This is a genomic window from Cohnella sp. LGH (assembly GCF_017671885.1).
Taxonomy (GTDB): Bacteria; Bacillota; Bacilli; order Paenibacillales; family Paenibacillaceae; genus Cohnella; species Cohnella phaseoli.
On sequence record NZ_CP072117.1, the window covers coordinates 8,878,662 to 8,896,274 of the forward strand.

Below are 17,613 nucleotides of genomic sequence, written 5' to 3' on the forward strand. Positions count from 1 at the left end.
AAACGATCCCTTCTCAGGGATCGACTCATTTTTTGTTTATGGCGGAGAGGGTGGGATTCGAACCCACGCACGCCTTGCGACGCCTAGATGATTTCGAGTCAACCCCCTTGGACCACTTGGGTACCTCTCCGCAGCAAGGAAAATCATATCATATTTTAATTGAGCTTGCAACTGGATTGTGTATCCATTTTAGGGGCCGCAGCCTATCCCTCTGTCTCCCCTATTTCGGCTCCTCCAGCAGGTCTCAGAACCTTCTTCAGGCTCTTCTCGAACTTCGCGCGAGGGAGCAGAATGCTATGCTTGCACTTGACGCATTTGATGCGAATATCCATGCCCATCCGAATGATCTCCATCTCGTTGGCTCCGCATGGGTGCGGCTTCTTCATCATCACGACGTCGCCAAGCTCGAAGTTTTTTTTCTCCATTTCGATACCCTCCCCGATTTTCCTGCCTGCAGCTTGTTGCGACTACACTGCGCGATTAATCGATGACCGACGCCTGCTTGGCCTCCAGTGCCTTCTTCACTTCCGTATTGACCAGACGCGTAACCTCGCCGACGGTATTCGGCCTGCACTTGGCGGTAATTCGAATCGTCATCTGACTCGGAGCAAGCGTCTGCACTCCCAGCACCTCGGGCGCTGCCGTCAAATTCAGATCGTTGATCTGGAGCAGAACCTGACGCATCAACGACATCATTTCCTCAATCGTATAATCGGAGGAAACGGTAATATCGACGACGGCAAGCTGCGGATTTACGGAAAAGTTCGTCACCTGGTTAATCGAGCCGTTCGGAATGATGTGAACCTCTCCCGTCCAGCTGCGGATGCGAGTCGAGCGTAACCCGATCAATTCGACGCTTCCTTTGAACGAGCCGGTCTGAATCTCATCGCCTACCGCAAACTGATCCTCAAAAATGATGAAGAACCCGGTGATGACATCTTTGACCAGACTTTGCGCGCCGAAGCCGATCGCCAATCCGATCACCCCCGCGCCGGCCAGAAGCGGAGCGATCTGAATATTGAACTCTCCCAATACAAGCAAAATCGTAATGAAATTAATAAGATAAGAGGCTGTGTTTTTCAACAGACGGCCTAGCGTTTGAACGCGCCTTGTTCGAAGCTTCAGCCTTCTGGATTTCTTCTCGTTCGTCGCATGGTCGATTATCCGATTAAGAACGGCCAACGCGAGACGGCTGATGACGCAGATCAGTACAATTCGCAAGACCAGGAAGGATACGTCCTTCCACATTTCCGTGTCCTGCAGAAATTCGCTCATCTCTCTGACAAACTGCTCCCACAGATTCTCTGCGGACTCTGTCTGCCCCGATGCGAAGAAAGGTTTCATAGCTCTATCTCTCCCTCTCTCATTGAATCTGTTCGTATCCGACCTGCGTTCTCTCGAATAAACCTCTTATTTCGACCTTCTCCGATTCGATGATTCGTCGGACCGTCTCCAGGTCGGCGGCGGGGAATTCGATAGATAATGCGCAGCCAGCCGTAATCTCCTTGGGCGTGGGACAAAGATCGATCTCGATATCCGCGTATTCAAGCAGCATCTCGGCCCGCAGCGCTTGCTGCGTGGAATCGAATGCCAGCAAGAAAAAGTCCATCGTACAAACCTCCTGCGTCCAAGTATAAATGCGCGAGTTCGTCCATATACTAGTAGCATACTAGGGTAGGAGGCGAATCGGACGAATGAACGGCGCTTGGGAGAAACACTCGAGTCCCGCACCGGAATCGGCGGCGCTCTCTTTAAAGATTCCTTTTAACGATCCATCCGTATTGCAAAGATTGTCCCAGCAGCTCGAGTATTACTTGGAAGGCCTGTCTCCCGATCGCCGGATCGTCATCGTCTGCGTCGGAACCGACCGCTCTACGGGCGACTCGTTAGGGCCTCTCGTCGGCACCGCTCTCGCTCGCGAATACAGTCCATTATTCGATCTGTACGGAACTCTCGACGAACCGGTACATGCGATGAACCTCAGCGAGACATTGCTCAAAATTATGAGAATCTCGCGACAGCCGTTCGTCATCGCCGTTGACGCTTGCCTCGGACAAGTTGCCAGCGTCGGCTGTATCCAGATCGGCTCAGGACCGGTCAGACCCGGAGCCGGGGTGAACAAGGAGCTGCCTCCCGTCGGAGACATTCATATGACGGGAATTGTGAATGTCGGCGGCTTCATGGAATATTTCGTGCTGCAGAACACTCGTCTGAATCTGGTCGTCAAGATGTCGGAAATTATTGCGCAAAGCTTGTTAAACGCCGTACATAGCACCCGCAGCAAACCGGTTATCCCTTCTGCATGGCCAGACTGATTGCCGTCTTTTCTTCCGGGGACAGCATGTAGGCGGATTGCCCTTTATCGATCGGTTTAGCGTAAAGGAAAGTTTGCTCGCGACCATGAATTCCGGTAATGATGACACCGTCCTGCGCTTCATTAATGAATGCGACGGAGAAACTCAGATCGCTTCCCGAATCCGAAAACGCGTTAAACCGATGGACGCCGACTCGCCCCTTCAAAGACGAGAGGCGTCCTTCGTGCTGTTCCATCGTCCGGGCTTGTTCGGCTTGTTTGCCGCTAAGCTCAGACATCCGTTCATGAATGACGCGCATGACGTCCTCCATATTCGTTACGCCCGTATCCCCCATCAAGAGACCGTGCGCTTTCTTAAGTTTGCTCAACTTGCTCGACAATACGCCAAGCCAGATGAACGAGACGACCAGTAGTACGCCTAAGACACCCGCAACAATAACGGTTAATTGATCGTTCCAGCCTTCCATTCTTGCTGATTCCCCCAACGTTTATATCTCAATTTCTTTTACGCATCGTATTGGTAATTTCCTTAACGGCATCTACCAGAGATACGATATCCGATTTCTCCGTAAAATATCCGGGACTTGCGCGCACGGCGCCCGTCTCGTAGGTTCCGGCGGTCTCGTGACCGAGCGGCGTACAGTGGAAACCTGCCCTTACCGCGATCCCGAATTGCCGATCAAGCAGGAACGCCATTTCGGACGGATCCATCCCTTCTGCGACAAAGGAGACGATCGCCGTTCTCTCAACTCCGACTTCCGGCCCTAGAATACGAACTCCCTCAATCGCCAGCAGTCCCTCCATCAGTTGAAAAGTCAAATCGCGTTCCTTGTCGTGAATGGCTTTCGTCGTCTCTCGCAGCACAAACTGAACGCCTTCGGAAAGCCCGGCAATACCGGGCGTGTTTTGCGTTCCCGCCTCATAGCGGTCGGGACGGATCATCGGTTGCTCCGGCGCTTCCGACTTACTGCCTGTCCCTCCATGCATCAGAGGCTCAAGATCTAGCTCCGGATGAATGTACAAGCCTCCGGTCCCTTGCGGGCCGAGAAGCCCCTTATGTCCGGGAAAGGCCAGAAGATCGATCCCCATCGTTTCAACGTCTATAGGCAGCACTCCGGCGCTCTGAGCGGCATCTACAAGAAGCTTCACCCCTCGCCTCTTTGCCAACTCCCCCAGTTCCGCAATCGGAGCAATTGAGCCAAGGAGATTCGAGCTGTGCGATGCGGCAATCAACTTGGTTGACGGCGTGATGGCATCTTCTACATCCTTGACGTTCAGACGTCCCCATTCGTCCGCGGCGATGAAAGTGGCATGAATGCCAAATCGCCGCTTCATGGCCTCAATAGGCCGTCTGACCGAGTTATGCTCAAGGGACGTGGCGATAACATGATCGCCCGGTTTAAGATAGCCTTGAATCGCCAGATTCAGCGCATGAGTCGTATTGAGCGCAAAGGCAATATCGTTCGGATTGCCGATTGCGAACAGTCGGGCCAGCCGCTTGCGTGCATCGAATAGCACCCTGCTTGCTTTAACGGCCATTTCATGGCTTCCTCTACCCGGGTTCGCCGCATTTTCCCTCACGTTCCGTTCGATCGCTTCGACGACTCCCGGAGGCTTAGGCCAGCTAGTCGCCGCATTATCCATATAGATCAACGTTTTTTGCTCGTTCATCGCAGTCACCGTCCCTTACACAACAATAGCACACCTTAGTTTAATCCTTCCGTTGGAAGATTACAACTTGGGTATGCTACTCTTATCTATCTCTATTAGGCCATTGCCTTCAGCAACTCCAGCAGACGCTCCAAATCAGTTTTGCCGAAATACGAGAGTTCGATTCGTCCGTTGTCTTTATTCGGTTTGATTCGAACGGTCGTTTGAAACTTCTCTCGCAGCGTCTCTTCAATCTCTTCTATATAAGGATCGCGTTTTTTGACCTTTGCTTTCGGTTTCACGTTCGCTTTCTTGGAATCGGCGTTTTGAACCGCCTCTTCCAGCTCGCGCACGCTCCATTCCGCAGTGACCGTCTGCTTGGCCAATTGACGCCTCAAATTGTCGTCTTTAATGCCTGCCAGCGCTCTGGCATGACCCATGGACAATGTTCCACGTGAAACATATTCCTTGATTTCTTCCGGAAGCGACAACAGCCGCAAGAAGTTTGCGATATGAGATCGAGACTTCCCTACCTTCAGAGAAAGCTCCTCTTGCGTTAACTTAAATTGATTCATAATCGCTTGATAGGCAACAGCAACCTCTATGGAATTAAGATCCTCCCGCTGAACGTTCTCGATCAGCGCAATTTCCATAACCTGTTGATCGTTGTAAGTGCGAACAACTGCCGGGATCGTCGCATTACCGAGAAGCTGGGAAGCTCTGAATCTTCTCTCGCCCGCGATAATTTCGTAGCCCTTCAATGCCTGGCGGACAACAATCGGTTGGATGACGCCATGCTCGCGAATCGACTCGGCCAAATCCTTAATTGCTTCCTCGTCGAACGTCTTACGAGGCTGATACGGATTGGCTCTAAGCTGAGTTAACGGAATTTCAACGATTTTATCGTCTTCCTTAATCGACAGAGAGGTAATTAACGCATCTAGTCCCTTACCTAGCCGCTTGCTCATAGGAGATCACTTCCTTCGCCAACTCGAGATACACTTCCGCGCCCTTGGATTTTGGATCATACGTTATGATCGATTGTCCGTGAGATGGCGCTTCGCTCAGTCTGACATTCCGAGGGATAACCGTTTGATAAACCTTCTGTTGAAAATACTTTTTGACCTCTTCGATAACCTGGATACCCAGGTTCGTACGAGCGTCAAACATCGTCAACAGGACGCCCTCGATTTGCAGCGACGTATTCAGGTGCTTCTGTACGAGCCGGATCGAGTTAAGCAACTGGCTCAACCCTTCCAATGCGTAATATTCGCACTGAATCGGGATCAATACGGAATCAGCCGCTGTTAGGGAGTTAATCGTGAGAATTCCCAATGAAGGCGGACAATCGATCAGAACGTAATCAAACTCGCTGCGCACCAATCCCAGCGCTTTCTTAAGGCGAATTTCCCGCGACATCGTCGGCACGAGCTCGATTTCGGCGCCGGCCAATTGAATCGTGGCCGGGATAATCTTCAGATCGGGAATGTCCGTATCCGCGATCGCCTGTTTGGGATGCACCTCATTAATAAGCACATCATATATACAATAGCTCACGTCGGCTTTATTGATTCCAATCCCGCTAGTCGTATTGCCCTGCGGATCGATATCCACGATCAACACTTTTTTGCCGAGAGAAGCCAGGCAGGCGCCCAGATTCACCGATGTCGTCGTTTTGCCAACCCCGCCCTTCTGATTGGCAATCGCAATTATTTTTGACAACCTCTTTCACCTCGATATTCATAACCGTCCATGCGTTAACGGCAAAGCCGTTACAAGAATGACGGCATTAGATAAGCTGCAGACGATTCGGATCCTGATTGTCTCGATTGTCGCCTCTCCGAATCGCACACGCAACAACGCCGGCATTACCGTCAATGGACGGGAATTTGCCTTCTGTCGAGCAGCAGATGGACTGAAACGCATCTTGTACATTCTGAATCATCAAAAAGACGGATGCCCTTGGGACGCTCGCTGCCAATTCGTTCAAGCGCGAGCATTCCGCCATTCCGATCCGACCGCGGCGGCCTACTGCCGTACTCGCCGAATCTGAAGCATGGGCATCCGCTTCTTACTAACGTTTAGGAATTCTAATGGTTATTTCGTAGTGATCCTCGCAATCCTTCTCTTCGGCATTAATCGGAATGCCTGATCCGGTAACCATATCCACCGATTGACGGATCGTATTCACAGCGAGCCGAACGTCTTTAGAGAACGAGAACCGCTTAGAACGCTTCGATTTCGAAGCCTCTAACAGAAATGCAATGCGGGTTTCGGTCTGTTTAACATTCAATTCTTTATCGATAATTTCTTTCAACAGCTTGTTCTGCATTTCTTCATCCGGCAAGGACAGCAGCGCCCTGCCGTGACGTTCGGTAATTTTCCGCTCGAGCAGCGCCTGACGCACTGTCTCTCCTAGCTGCAGCAGCCGGATCTTGTTGGCAATCGTCGACTGGCTCTTGCCTAATCGCTGAGCCAAGCTTTCCTGCGTCAGACTATGAAGATCAATCAACTTCTGATAAGCGATCGCCTCTTCCAAAGCCGTCAGACCTTCGCGTTGCAAATTCTCAATTAAAGCAACCGAAGCAGCCTGAGAATCGTTGATTTCGCGAATAATGGCCGGGATCGTGTCCATTCCCAGTTTCGTTACCGCACGCCAACGGCGCTCACCGGCAATAATCTCATGCTTCCCATCGCGCACTCGAACGACGATAGGTTGAATGACGCCATGAGTTTTAATCGTTTGACACAACTCGTCGATCCGTTCATCGTCAAACACCGTACGCGGCTGATAAGGACTTGGAACGATGTCGTGAACGGATATATTCTTCACTTCTTCTTGAGAGCCGCGGTCTGTCAGACCCAGCAATCGTGAAAATTGCTCTTTCATTTCTCTCGGATCACCACATTAAGTATGATAGGACGGATATGTCACGTGTCCACAGCGACGAAAAAGCGCCGCCAATTCACGCCTGACGGCACATCTGCGGCACATAGATCTGTTACCTTCTTTTATTCGCTATTCCCGCCCCATTTTCCTGCCTGTGAAAAAACTTTCACGACGCCGTTGCATAGCAAACACTATAAGAATATCACGTAATCTATCCCCGAGTAAACGTAAAAATGTTCCACGTGAAACATTTTTGCCGATGCATCTGCATAGGCTGATTGTTTCACGTGGAACATTTCTTGTGAATTTTAAGATTTGAGCAACGGCGTTTTGAGCGGAGTGCCGGCTTTTCTCGGATAAGCAGGCGGCGTGGATCCCTTCTTCTCGCATACGATCAGATGCCGATCCGCCCCCTCTGTAGGAAGAGTTAGACGTTTGACGTCAACCAGTCGTCCTCCAAGTTTGGTTAAGCTGTATCTTGCTTCATCCAATTCTACCGATATGTCCGTCCCCTTCATAGCTACGTAAAGTCCCCCGGGACGAACGAACGGCAAACAAAATTCGTTTAATACCGCAAGACGGGCAACTGCACGTGCTGTTACGATATCGTAGCTGTCGCGATGTTCTTTCTGTCTGGCTGCATCTTCCGCTCTCGCATGCAGGCAAGAAACTTGCGCTAACTGAAGCTCGTCGACTACCGTTTCCAAAAACTTGATTCGTTTGGCCAGTGAGTCAATTATCGTCACTCGCAAATGAGGAAACGCAATAGCCAGCGGTATTGAGGGGAATCCGGCGCCCGAGCCGATGTCCGCCAAGGATTGCGATTTAGAAAACGACACAGCCTCGGCCAGAGTTAACGAATCGTAAAAATGTTTTTCGTATACCGCTTCCCGCTCAGTAATGCCTGTTAAATTCATTTTCTCGTTCCATTCCACGAGTAAACGGTAGTAAATCTCGAATTGGTCCAGCTGCCGGTCCGTCAATTCGATGCCTAGCGGGTGGAGCCGATCGGCTAACAACTTCTGTGTGGCGTCTCTCATGAATTGTGTGCAGCCGCCGTAACGCGATTATAATGTTCAAGATGAACGAGCAGAATCGACAGATCGGCAGGAGTAACGCCCGAAATTCGCGAGGCTTGCCCAAGCGACAACGGTCGAACCTTGCCCAGCTTTTGCTTCGCCTCGGTGGCCAGTCCGTGAATCGCATCGTAATCGATGTTTTCCGGAATCCGCTTCTTCTCCATCTTCTCCATTCGTTCAACCTGCTGCAGCTGTTTTTCGATATAGCCGGCATACTTGATTTGAATCTCCACTTGCTCTTTAACGTCTTCAGGCAAATCGCCCTCTGCCGGAGCAAGCTTCTCCAAATGCGCATAAGTCACTTCCGGGCGTCGCAGCAGCGTCAACCCGTCGACCGAATTGTTTATCGGCGCGGAGCCGACTTCGGCCAACATGGCCTGTACCGCTTCGTCTGGACGGAATTTCGTCTCCTTCAACCGAACGATTTCCGCATCAATTTGCGCTTGCTTCTCGGTAAACCTCGCATAGCGCTCGTCGGAGATCAATCCGATTTCATGACCAAGCGGAGTCAATCTCTGATCGGCATTATCGTTGCGAAGCAGCAGACGATATTCCGCGCGTGAAGTCAGCAAGCGATAAGGCTCGTTCGTTCCCTTCGTCACGAGATCATCGATCATAACGCCGATATAGCCCTTGGAACGATCAATGATCACCGGTTCGGCGCCTTGAACCGAACGAGCGGCATTGATGCCGGCCATTATCCCTTGTCCCGCCGCTTCCTCGTATCCAGAAGTGCCGTTAATCTGGCCGGCGGTAAACAGGCCCTTTACGAGTTTCGTTTCGAGCGACGGCCACAGCTGCGTAGGAACGACGGCGTCGTACTCAATCGCATATCCGCTCCGCATCATCTCGGCCTTCTCCAATCCGGGAACCGAACGAAGAATCCGCAATTGAACGTCCTCGGGCATGCTCGTCGACAATCCTTGAACATAGTACTCCTTCGTGTTCCGTCCTTCCGGCTCAAGGAAAATCTGATGTTTGGGCTTATCGGCGAAGCGTACGATTTTATCTTCGATAGACGGACAATAGCGCGGCCCCGTACCTTCAATCAATCCGGAAAACATCGGCGCCCGATGCAGATTGTCGTTGATGATTTGATGCGTCTCTTCCGACGTGTAGGTCAGCCAGCAGGGTAGCTGCTGATCGGCATGAGCCATATACTCCGTTTCATGGGAAAAGTACTTCGGCTTGCTGTCGCCCGGTTGAATTTCCGTTTTGTCGAAGTCGATCGAATCCTTGTGCACCCTAGGAGGCGTGCCCGTCTTGAGTCGAACCAGTTGAAGTCCAAGGTTTTTCAGCGATTCCGACAGCTTTACTGCAGGCTGTTGATTGTTCGGCCCGCTCTCGTACATCAGCTCTCCAAGGATAACTTTGCCGCGCAAGTACGTTCCGGTCGTCAAGACAACGGCTTTCGCTCTGTAATGGGCTCCCGTCTTCGTAATGACGCCTTTGCACACTCCATCCTCGACGACCAAATCTTCGGCCAATCCTTGACGCAAGGTCAAATTCGGCTGCTTCTCGATCGTCTCCTTCATCGTATGCTGGTACAGGAACTTGTCGGCTTGCGCTCTGAGCGCATGAACCGCCGGTCCCTTACCGGTATTGAGCATTCTCATCTGAATAAACGTTTTATCGATGTTGCGTCCCATCTCTCCGCCCAACGCGTCGATTTCGCGTACGACATGGCCTTTCGCCGGCCCGCCGATGGAAGGATTACATGGCATAAAAGCAATCATGTCCAAATTGATGGTCAACAGCAGCGTCTCGCAACCCATTCGGGCGGCGGCCAGTGCAGCCTCGCTGCCCGCGTGTCCCGCTCCAATGACGATTACGTCATATTCTCCCGCAGAATAAGTCATATATCCACCCCTTTTCGCTTTCCTTAGCTTATGTTATTTTCCTAAACAAAATTGTGAAAAAATTTGATCCAGCAACGAATCCCCTGCCGCATCCCCAAGGATTTGACCTAGCGATTCCCAAGATGCGGTTATGTCGATCTGAATCAGATCGATCGGAACGCCTTCGAACGTCGCTTGTATGGCATCCTCCAGCGATTGCCGGGTTTGATGAAGCAGCGTAATATGCCGAGTGTTACTGACATACGTAATATCCCCCGATTCGACGGCCCCGCTGAAAAACATGCCCGTTACCGCCCGCTCCAGTTGTTCGATGCCTTGGCCTTCCTTTGCCGACAGGTAGACAATACGCTCCGACGGATAGTCGCGCTCGATCTCGGCCGTATCGAGCTTCTCCGGAAGATCGATCTTGTTGACGACGATAATCGTCGAGCGATCCTTAAGCTGCTGCAGCAGCTTCCGTTCATCTTCGTGCAGTTCCTCGTGCCGATTCAGCACCAGCAAGATCATATCGGCATCGTTTAAGGCGCCGTGCGATCTCTCCACTCCGATCTGCTCGACGACATCTTCCGTTTCTCGAATGCCCGCCGTATCTAACAGTCTAAGCGGTATCCCGGATAGCGATACCGATTCTTCCACGATATCCCGAGTCGTTCCGGGAATGTCCGTCACGATCGCTTTATTCTCGCGTGCCAAAGCGTTCAACAGAGAAGATTTGCCGGCATTCGGTCGCCCAACGATCGCTGTCACGATGCCCTCTCGCAAAATCTTTCCTTCATTCGATCGCTGCAGCAGCTCGTTCACTTCTTCTCGCACCTGACGGCAATTCGAACGAATCAGTTCAGCCGTGACATCCTCTACATCGTGTTCGGGGTAATCGATGTTCACTTCGACATGAGCGATCAATTCGATCAGCTGTTGTCGCAGCGGAAAGATTTTTTTCGATACTGCGCCTTCCGCCTGTCTTCTCGCCACTTGGAAAGCGCGATCCGACTTCGACCGAATCAGATCGATGACCGCTTCGGCTTGTGCCAGATCAATTCTCCCATTTAAAAACGCCCGTTTTGTGAACTCGCCCGGCTCCGCCAACCTGATCCCGTGCCGCAGCACAAGCTCCAGCACCGACTTCACCGCAACGATGCCGCCATGCGTACTGATTTCCACGACATCCTCGGCCGTGAACGACCGCGGTCCTTTCATGACCGTCACCAGCACTTCATCGATGCGACGATCCGATTGCGGATCTATGATCCAGCCGTATTGAACGGTGTGCGAAGCCGCCTCGCGCAAATCATGCTTGGACCGGAATAACTTGGCCACCGAGTTGATCGCTTCCGGCCCGCTTACTCTAACGACAGCGATACTGCCTTCGCCGAGCGCCGTCGCAATCGCGGCGATTGTATCCTCGTTCATGAGAATCCCTCTTTCCGTTAAAAAACGCAATGACCCCCCAACGATGCGGAAGCCATTGCGCGGACGCTAACTATTGCTTTAAGGCAATCACGATTCTACGATTCGGCTCGTCTCCCTGACTATAAGTCTTGACGTTCGGATTCGACTGCAATCGTGCATGAATAATTTTACGCTCTTGGGAGGTCATCGGTTCAAGCACGACCTCCTTGCGCGTTCGAACGACCTTCATCGCCATTCGTTCGGACAGTGCCTCCAGAGTCTGGCGGCGACGCTCGCGAAATTGCTCGGCATCGAGCACGATACGAAGATGACGGTCCGAGTGGCGATTAGCCACGATGTTCGTCAAGTATTGAAGAGAATCCAAAGTTTGTCCACGACGACCGATCAGAATGCCCAAGTCCGAACCCGTAATGTTAATCCGTACTGCATCATTCTCATCCACCCGCTCAACGGAAACGGTCAGATCCATCGCTGCCGACACTTCGCGAAGAAAGGCGATAGCCTCCTCCACGCCGTCCGGAAGCAATTCCAGCTCTACCTTTGCCTCTTTGGCTCCAATTAGTCCGAACAATCCTTTGCTCGGCTGTTCCAATACTTTGACATTCACCCGGTCTTCCGTAACGCCCAACTGGGCCAGACCGCTGCGAACCGCATCTTCTATCGTTTTCCCAGATGCCAGGAGCTTTTTCATTTTGCGCGCGCCTCCTTACCTTTACCTTTACCTTTGCCTTTCTTTGGTGCTGGTTCGGGAGCTGGCTCATTCTTCTTAGGCTTGCCGTACATGAAATAGTTCTGAACGATCGTGTAGATGTTGCTGTAAATCCAGTACAGCGGCAATGCGACCGGGAAGTTGATCGCCATTACGAAGATCAGAACCGGGAAGATGTACATGAGCCCCTTCATCGGTCCGGCCATCGTCTGCTGCTTGGACATCATCATCGATTGGACCAACGTCGTAATCGCAGCTATCGTAGGAATAATGTAGTAATACCATTCTCCCTGGCTAGGCGACGTTCCGAGCTGGAAGCCGATAAACGAATGGTCGCGAATCTCGACGTTCTGGTAAATCGAGTTGTAAAGCGCGATAAAGATCGGCATCTGCACGATCAGCGGCAAGCATCCCGCCAACGGATTGACCTGATGCGTCTGGTATAGCTTCATCATCTCTTCTTGCTGCTTGCGCGGGTCTTCCTTGTACTTCTCGCGAAGCTTCTGCATCTCCGGCTGAAGGGCTTGCATGGCTTTCGTATTCTTATACTGTTTGATCATTAAAGGAAGGATGATCGTCCTTACTATAATGGTAAGCAACAAAATCGAAAGTCCGTATTCCCCGCCGAACCAATCCGCGAACGTGTCGAGCATCAGCGAGAACCAGTACACGACATTCCTTGTCCACCACGAACCGCTGTCCGCCATCTGACCCGTAGTTATTGCCGCAGTCGTAGGCGCGCAGCCCGCGAGCAACGTCATCAGCGCGATTGCGCCGAGAACGATCCACCATTTGCGATTTCGCAACAAAACTGAAAACTCCCCTCTTCATCGCCGGCATGCCGTAAAATGTTCAACCTTGCTGAATCCGATTGCAGCCAGTCCTGGCCGAAACTATTCAGTTCCACTATACCATATTAAAGAAGGCAAAGAAAAGCTGAGGCTTGTCCGCTTCCCCCGCTTTTATTTGCCTGATCTTTCGCTTCTTTTATTTCCGCGACTTCCTTGAGACTGCGGCGGTTTGCCCCCGCCGTTAAACGGCTTGGAGCCCTTCAACAGCCCGGCCTTCCGCAGGACATGGAGAATGCTGCCCTCCATCTCCTTGTAGGCCATCGACAGAGCCGGCTTTCTTACGATTAGGACTAGGTCGATATCCTCCTGAAGCTTGGCTGCGTTCAGACGAACAATTTCCTTAATCATCCTTCTAAGCCGATTGCGGACGACCGCTCCGCCAAGTTTGCTGCTTGCCGATACGCCCAATCTAAAAGCTCCGTTCGGGGCACGCTTGCGCCAGTACACCACAAACTGCGAATTGGCGAACGATTTCCCGTACCGGTAGACCGTATTGAAGTCTTCCCTCTTTCGCAGCCGAAGCTTCCTATGCATATTATTCGCTCCATCTGCTGCCATGTAGAAAAAAAGACCACCTGCAGTGGTCTTTCATTAACTATGCCGTCAATACTTTGCGACCTTTTAAGCGACGAGCTTTCAGAACCTTGCGGCCGTTCTTGGTGCTCATACGGCTGCGGAACCCGTGCACTTTTTTGCGTTTGCTTACATTTGGCTTAAATGTAGGACCCATGGATCAAACCCCCTTACATAAAAACTCACGTCCGTCTATTAAACCACGTTGGGACAAAAATGTCAACGAATCTCCATTTACCTTCTATTGGCTTCTGTTTTAAGGTTAAACACCATCCTCGCCAAGATGCGGTATAACCGCCCCGGATCATGATATGATAATTAAAAGCTTGGCCTGAGGAGGCCCCTTATGGAAACCAAAATCTTAGTCGTGGAAGACGAGGAAAAAATATCGAGGCTGCTCGAAATCGAGCTCGAAATCGAAGGCTACCGAGTATCCAGATACGGCAACGGCATCGATGCGATGGAGGCTTATCGCGGAGGCACGTGGGATCTTATCCTGCTCGACATTATGCTTCCAGGCATGAGCGGCATCGAGCTGCTTCGACGAATCCGCGCGAATGACGCGCAAACTCCGGTCATTCTCCTGACCGCCAAGGGCTCGGTCGAAGACAAAGTGTCCGGACTGGATTACGGCGCGAACGATTATATCACCAAGCCGTTTCAGATCGAGGAGCTTCTGGCCCGCATTCGCGCTTCGCTTAGACAACGCCCTTCCCAGGCCTACTTAGATTCTGCCGATAGCGACTGGCTGACCGCATCCGATCTTAAGATCAACGAAAAGACGAGGGAAGTTGTTCGCGGGGACGATCCGATCGAGCTGACGCCGCGCGAATTCGATCTGCTTGTTTTCCTGCTAAAAAACAAACGCCAAGTGCTTAGCCGCGAACAGATTCTGGAAGCGGTATGGGGCTTTGATTATTACGGGGAAACGAACGTCGTCGACGTCTATATCCGCTATGTACGGAAGAAAATCGATCACGGACGCGATCCGGAATTGATTCGCACCGTGCGAGGCGTAGGCTACTCGCTTAAGGACACGCCATGAAACTGAAAAACAAAATCCATCTCTATTCTTCCCTTCTGTTCGCCGTCCTCCTTATTCTTACGAATGTAGGTATTTATTTTCTATTCGATCGAATGTCGGTGAATAGCGAAATCGGCAAAGCCGAGACGGAAGCGGCGGCTATCGCCGAGGGCATTCGGCAAAATGCGGATAAAATCCCGGTGCGCGATTTGCTGCGGGCCTATGTACCGGCCGACGGCATGCTTAGAATCGTCGCGCAAACAGGCGCAGCAGGCTATCCTCCCGTCACCTCGTCTACCCAGTCTGAGCTGAGCAAGCGAGAAGTCTTCTATAGTCCGGTAAAAATCAAACAGGCAATTGAATACACGGGAGAAAAGTACGCCCTGGTCTCGCTGCCGGTCATCTGGAACGACGGATCGGTCGTTAACGTCCAGCTTGTGCGGAGCCTGCGCGAGACAACCGACAACATGAGCGTACTGCGAATCGTGCTGATTGTCGTTACTGCGCTTACCCTCATCCCCGTTGTCGTGTCGGGAAGATTGCTCGGCAATTTGATCACGCAGCCGGTTGTGAATATGACCCGTACCATGAAGGAAATCCGCGAGAGCGGGCGATTCAAACGGTTGAAGCTTAACGTCGACGCCAAAGACGAGCTGGCCGAGATGGGACGGACGTTTAACCGAATGATCGAGCTGCTTGAGAGCAACTTCGAAAAACAGGAGCAATTCGCCTCCAACGCTTCTCACGAGTTGAAAACTCCGCTCACCGTCATCGAAAGCTATGCCAATCTATTGAAGCGCAAAGGTTTGGAGCGTCCCGACTTGTTCGCGGAGTCCGTCGACGCCATCCATTCCGAAGCGATCCGCATGAGGGAAATGACGGAACAGCTGCTCCTGCTGGCCGGAAGCCGGAATCATTGGAATAGGAATCCGGAAGCTTTGAATCTTGAGAATCTGGCGACGGAAGCGGCCGATGCTTTCCATAAGGCGTATCGCCGCGATGTCCACGTAGAGGCTGAGACTCCCGCCCACGTTGTATGCGACAAAAGCTTGCTCCGGCAGCTTCTCTTCATCTTCCTCGACAATGCCAGGAAGTATAGCGTGGAACCGATTGTCGTAACGGTGGGTTCAAGCGGCGCATCAGCATGGATCCGCATTGCCGACCGCGGAATTGGCATCCCGAAGGACGACCTGCCGAAAGTATTCGATCGGTTCTACCGCGTCGATCAAGCGCGAAGCCGACAAGCCGGGGGCTTTGGCCTGGGGTTGTCGCTGGCGAAGGAAATCGCCGACGCGATCGGGGCCGATGTTGAACTGGACAGTCTGGAAGGCGTGGGCACAACGGCGACGATTGGTCTCCCTTCCGCTCGATAGCCGACCGCATTCCCGGCCGCGTACTTCCTTCCGCTCTCATCGATTTCTCATTTTCATATCGTATGATTCGAAGTAACTATCAGGAGGTGACGTTAATCATGAATAAACGGACACTCCGGCTTGTAAGCTGCGTCTCCGTTCTGGCCGCCGGAATCGTTATCGCCGGCGCAGTCTGGAAGCCATGGAACGGGAAGGCTGAGACGATCTCCCGCGAAGCTGTGCAGGAAACGGTGCTGGCCCGATATCCCGGTAAAATCAAAGATCTCGTTAAAGCCGAAGATCAATACGTCATGCTGCTGGAAACGGATCAAGGCCTATATCAAGTCAAAGCCGACGCCGGCAGCGGCGAAATCGTATATCTGGAGAGAATAGGTTCGTCCGAGGGCGGCAATAAACCCTCTCCAACGCCGACTCCCGAGCCGCCTGCCTCTCCATCTCCTTCTCCTTCACCATCCGTCTCTCCGTCGCCTTCGGGTTCTGCCGGCATTGACGACGATAAATCATCCTCATTTATCGGAGCGGCGAAGGCTAAAAAAATCGCCGCCGCGCATGTACGAGGAACGGCCGAGGACGTCGAGCTTAAAGGAAAGGTCGCGGGAAGCGCCTATTATCTCGTCGAAGTCGAGGTTGAAGGCGGACGGGACGCCGACGTGCAGGTGAACGCCGTATCCGGCGCGATCATGTCGGTGATTTGGGACGACGAAGACGACAAGGAAAGCAACGACGATTCGTAGCTCCTATGTCGTCTTTATTTCTTTCTCATCGTTTTCTAATGTTCTTATCCTGCTCCTCTCATCTTCGGGATTTATTCTATAAGTGTTCGACAAACACAGAGAGGAGAAAGATCATGACGAAAAACAAAAAAAGAACCCTTCTGCTGTCCGCCGCGCTTTTATCGGCGGTCGCGATCGGCGCAGGCGCCGCAACGACAGGGTATGCAGCAAGTGGTGGCGACAAAGGATTAATCGGAGCGAATAAAGCGAAGGAATTGGCGGAGAAAGCAGCTGCCGGCCAAGCCTATCGCGCGGAGCTCGAAAAGGAGCGCGGAATCGTTTATTACGATGTGGACGTTCTGAAGGACCAGCGGGAATACGATGTCCACATCGATGCATACACTGGCAAAACGTTAAAAATAGAAAGAGATGATGACGAGGAGGACGACGATCGCCGAATCTCCGGCGGCAACGCATCCGCTCCATCTCCCTCCCCATCTCCATCTACTTCCGCCCCTTCCGCGGTAAAAACGAAGATTAGCGCCGAGCAAGCTTCCCGAATTGCGACGGACCGCGTCGGCGGTACAGTCGTCCGTTCGAAGCTGGATAAGGATGACGGAGTGCTTCATTACGAAATCGAGCTGAAAACGAGCCGCGGCGAAGCCGAAGTCGAAGTCCATGCCCAGACCGGCAAAATTTTGTCTGTGGATTACGATGATGACGATGATGACGGCTTCGACGATTTTGATGACGACGACCGTTACGACGATTAAATAGAAATTTTCCTCCACAAGCCCTTATATAGCAAACGAATAAAGCCCACAGGCTTGCCGTTTTGCTGTACAAGGGCTTTTTTCGCTGTGGATATTCGATTTTCCCCATAAAACTTATTCACATGTGAACAATCAGAAGAAAAAAAACGAACTTTACACATCCTTGTCGGATCGTATCACATTTTATCAACAATATCTTGTGCTGTGCACAGTTTTCATCCACAAGTTATTGAAATTGTGGATAACAGGGGGAAATTCGTTGAATTTAGAGGCTTTGTCTGCTATGATAAGTCATGTCTTTACCCGTGGATTCGTAATTTTTATCCTCGAATTACTAACACCCTGTGTATAACTTTGTGAACAATTCCCCACATTCGTGGATAACCCTCTTAATA

Annotated in this window: 21 protein-coding genes and 1 tRNA gene; 6 read left to right on the forward strand and 16 right to left on the reverse strand. The window is 51.7% G+C overall.

The window, feature by feature from the left end; genetic code table 11:
• Window positions 1-39 precede the first annotated feature (39 nt).
• The 4 genes from J4772_RS36680 to J4772_RS36695 all read right to left on the reverse strand — a co-directional run bounded on the left by J4772_RS36680 (window position 40) and on the right by J4772_RS36695 (window position 1,609).
• Window positions 40-130, reverse strand: a tRNA-Ser gene (locus J4772_RS36680).
• A 73-nt stretch (window positions 131-203) separates the two neighbouring features.
• On the reverse strand, window positions 204-425 hold the full coding sequence (locus J4772_RS36685; protein WP_116060961.1) for a DUF951 domain-containing protein: 222 nt from the start codon (window positions 423-425) through the stop codon (window positions 204-206).
• A gap of 55 nt (window positions 426-480) precedes the next feature.
• Window positions 481-1,344, reverse strand: a complete 864-nt coding sequence (locus J4772_RS36690; RefSeq protein WP_209073662.1) for a mechanosensitive ion channel family protein — start codon at window positions 1,342-1,344, stop codon at window positions 481-483.
• Window positions 1,345-1,363: 19 nt separating this feature from the next.
• Window positions 1,364-1,609: a putative Se/S carrier protein gene (locus J4772_RS36695; protein WP_209073663.1), complete on the reverse strand. Its 246-nt coding sequence runs from the start codon at window positions 1,607-1,609 to the stop codon at window positions 1,364-1,366.
• Window positions 1,610-1,694: 85 nt separating this feature from the next.
• On the opposite strand from J4772_RS36695, the gene yyaC reads away from it, so the two are divergent.
• Window positions 1,695-2,315: a spore protease YyaC gene (gene yyaC, locus J4772_RS36700; RefSeq protein ID WP_116060964.1), complete on the forward strand. Its 621-nt coding sequence runs from the start codon at window positions 1,695-1,697 to the stop codon at window positions 2,313-2,315.
• On the opposite strand, the gene J4772_RS36705 is transcribed toward yyaC, so the two are convergent.
• From J4772_RS36705 to J4772_RS36720, 4 genes are all read right to left on the reverse strand, one after another.
• Window positions 2,290-2,781, reverse strand: a complete 492-nt coding sequence (locus J4772_RS36705; RefSeq protein ID WP_209073664.1) for a DUF4446 family protein — start codon at window positions 2,779-2,781, stop codon at window positions 2,290-2,292. The genes yyaC and J4772_RS36705 overlap by 26 nt on opposite strands.
• 28 nt (window positions 2,782-2,809) lie before the next feature.
• Window positions 2,810-3,985: an aminotransferase class V-fold PLP-dependent enzyme gene (locus J4772_RS36710; protein WP_209073665.1), complete on the reverse strand. Its 1,176-nt coding sequence runs from the start codon at window positions 3,983-3,985 to the stop codon at window positions 2,810-2,812.
• Between the two features lie 95 nt (window positions 3,986-4,080).
• A complete protein-coding gene (locus J4772_RS36715) occupies window positions 4,081-4,932 on the reverse strand; it encodes a ParB/RepB/Spo0J family partition protein (protein WP_116060967.1) in 852 nt (283 codons plus the stop codon).
• On the reverse strand, window positions 4,913-5,686 hold the full coding sequence (locus tag J4772_RS36720; RefSeq protein WP_116060968.1) for a ParA family protein: 774 nt from the start codon (window positions 5,684-5,686) through the stop codon (window positions 4,913-4,915). The genes J4772_RS36715 and J4772_RS36720 overlap by 20 nt, the downstream gene beginning before the upstream one ends.
• 58 nt (window positions 5,687-5,744) lie before the next feature.
• On the opposite strand from J4772_RS36720, the gene J4772_RS36725 reads away from it, so the two are divergent.
• Window positions 5,745-6,017, forward strand: a complete 273-nt coding sequence (locus J4772_RS36725) for a hypothetical protein (protein ID WP_209073666.1) — start codon at window positions 5,745-5,747, stop codon at window positions 6,015-6,017.
• Between the two features lie 21 nt (window positions 6,018-6,038).
• Here J4772_RS36725 and noc read toward each other — a convergent pair whose 3' ends face one another.
• From noc to rpmH, 8 genes are all read right to left on the reverse strand, one after another.
• On the reverse strand, window positions 6,039-6,854 hold the full coding sequence (gene noc, locus J4772_RS36730; protein ID WP_209073667.1) for a nucleoid occlusion protein: 816 nt from the start codon (window positions 6,852-6,854) through the stop codon (window positions 6,039-6,041).
• A 308-nt stretch (window positions 6,855-7,162) separates the two neighbouring features.
• Entirely contained in the window at window positions 7,163-7,894 is a 732-nt protein-coding gene (gene rsmG / locus J4772_RS36735; RefSeq protein WP_116060971.1) for a 16S rRNA (guanine(527)-N(7))-methyltransferase RsmG, read from the reverse strand.
• Complete coding sequence (gene mnmG / locus J4772_RS36740) at window positions 7,891-9,792, reverse strand: tRNA uridine-5-carboxymethylaminomethyl(34) synthesis enzyme MnmG (RefSeq protein ID WP_209073668.1); 1,902 nt, start codon at window positions 9,790-9,792, stop codon at window positions 7,891-7,893. The genes rsmG and mnmG overlap by 4 nt, the downstream gene beginning before the upstream one ends.
• Window positions 9,793-9,825: 33 nt before the next feature.
• Window positions 9,826-11,202 carry a tRNA uridine-5-carboxymethylaminomethyl(34) synthesis GTPase MnmE gene (gene mnmE / locus J4772_RS36745; protein WP_209073669.1) on the reverse strand — a complete coding sequence of 459 codons (1,377 nt, stop codon included), beginning with the start codon at window positions 11,200-11,202 and terminating at the stop codon, window positions 9,826-9,828.
• Window positions 11,203-11,272: 70 nt separating this feature from the next.
• Window positions 11,273-11,893: an RNA-binding cell elongation regulator Jag/EloR gene (gene jag / locus J4772_RS36750; protein WP_116060974.1), complete on the reverse strand. Its 621-nt coding sequence runs from the start codon at window positions 11,891-11,893 to the stop codon at window positions 11,273-11,275.
• Window positions 11,890-12,720 carry a YidC/Oxa1 family membrane protein insertase gene (locus J4772_RS36755; protein ID WP_247740958.1) on the reverse strand — a complete coding sequence of 277 codons (831 nt, stop codon included), beginning with the start codon at window positions 12,718-12,720 and terminating at the stop codon, window positions 11,890-11,892. The genes jag and J4772_RS36755 overlap by 4 nt, the downstream gene beginning before the upstream one ends.
• Window positions 12,721-12,873: 153 nt before the next feature.
• Window positions 12,874-13,296 (reverse strand): ribonuclease P protein component, encoded by a 423-nt coding sequence (rnpA, locus tag J4772_RS36760; RefSeq protein WP_209073670.1) that lies wholly within the window; start codon window positions 13,294-13,296, stop codon window positions 12,874-12,876.
• A 61-nt stretch (window positions 13,297-13,357) separates the two neighbouring features.
• On the reverse strand, window positions 13,358-13,492 hold the full coding sequence (gene rpmH, locus J4772_RS36765; protein ID WP_116060976.1) for a 50S ribosomal protein L34: 135 nt from the start codon (window positions 13,490-13,492) through the stop codon (window positions 13,358-13,360).
• Between the two features lie 189 nt (window positions 13,493-13,681).
• On the opposite strand from rpmH, the gene J4772_RS36770 reads away from it, so the two are divergent.
• The 4 genes from J4772_RS36770 (at window position 13,682) to J4772_RS36785 (ending at window position 17,218) form a co-directional block, all read left to right on the forward strand.
• Window positions 13,682-14,380 (forward strand): response regulator transcription factor, encoded by a 699-nt coding sequence (locus J4772_RS36770; RefSeq protein ID WP_209073671.1) that lies wholly within the window; start codon window positions 13,682-13,684, stop codon window positions 14,378-14,380.
• A complete protein-coding gene (locus J4772_RS36775) occupies window positions 14,377-15,732 on the forward strand; it encodes a sensor histidine kinase (protein ID WP_209073672.1) in 1,356 nt (451 codons plus the stop codon). Before J4772_RS36770 ends, J4772_RS36775 begins: the two co-directional genes overlap by 4 nt.
• A 98-nt stretch (window positions 15,733-15,830) precedes the next feature.
• Window positions 15,831-16,466 carry a PepSY domain-containing protein gene (locus J4772_RS36780; RefSeq protein ID WP_181917653.1) on the forward strand — a complete coding sequence of 212 codons (636 nt, stop codon included), beginning with the start codon at window positions 15,831-15,833 and terminating at the stop codon, window positions 16,464-16,466.
• A 113-nt stretch (window positions 16,467-16,579) separates the two neighbouring features.
• On the forward strand, window positions 16,580-17,218 hold the full coding sequence (locus J4772_RS36785) for a PepSY domain-containing protein (protein WP_209073673.1): 639 nt from the start codon (window positions 16,580-16,582) through the stop codon (window positions 17,216-17,218).
• Window positions 17,219-17,613 lie beyond the last annotated feature (395 nt).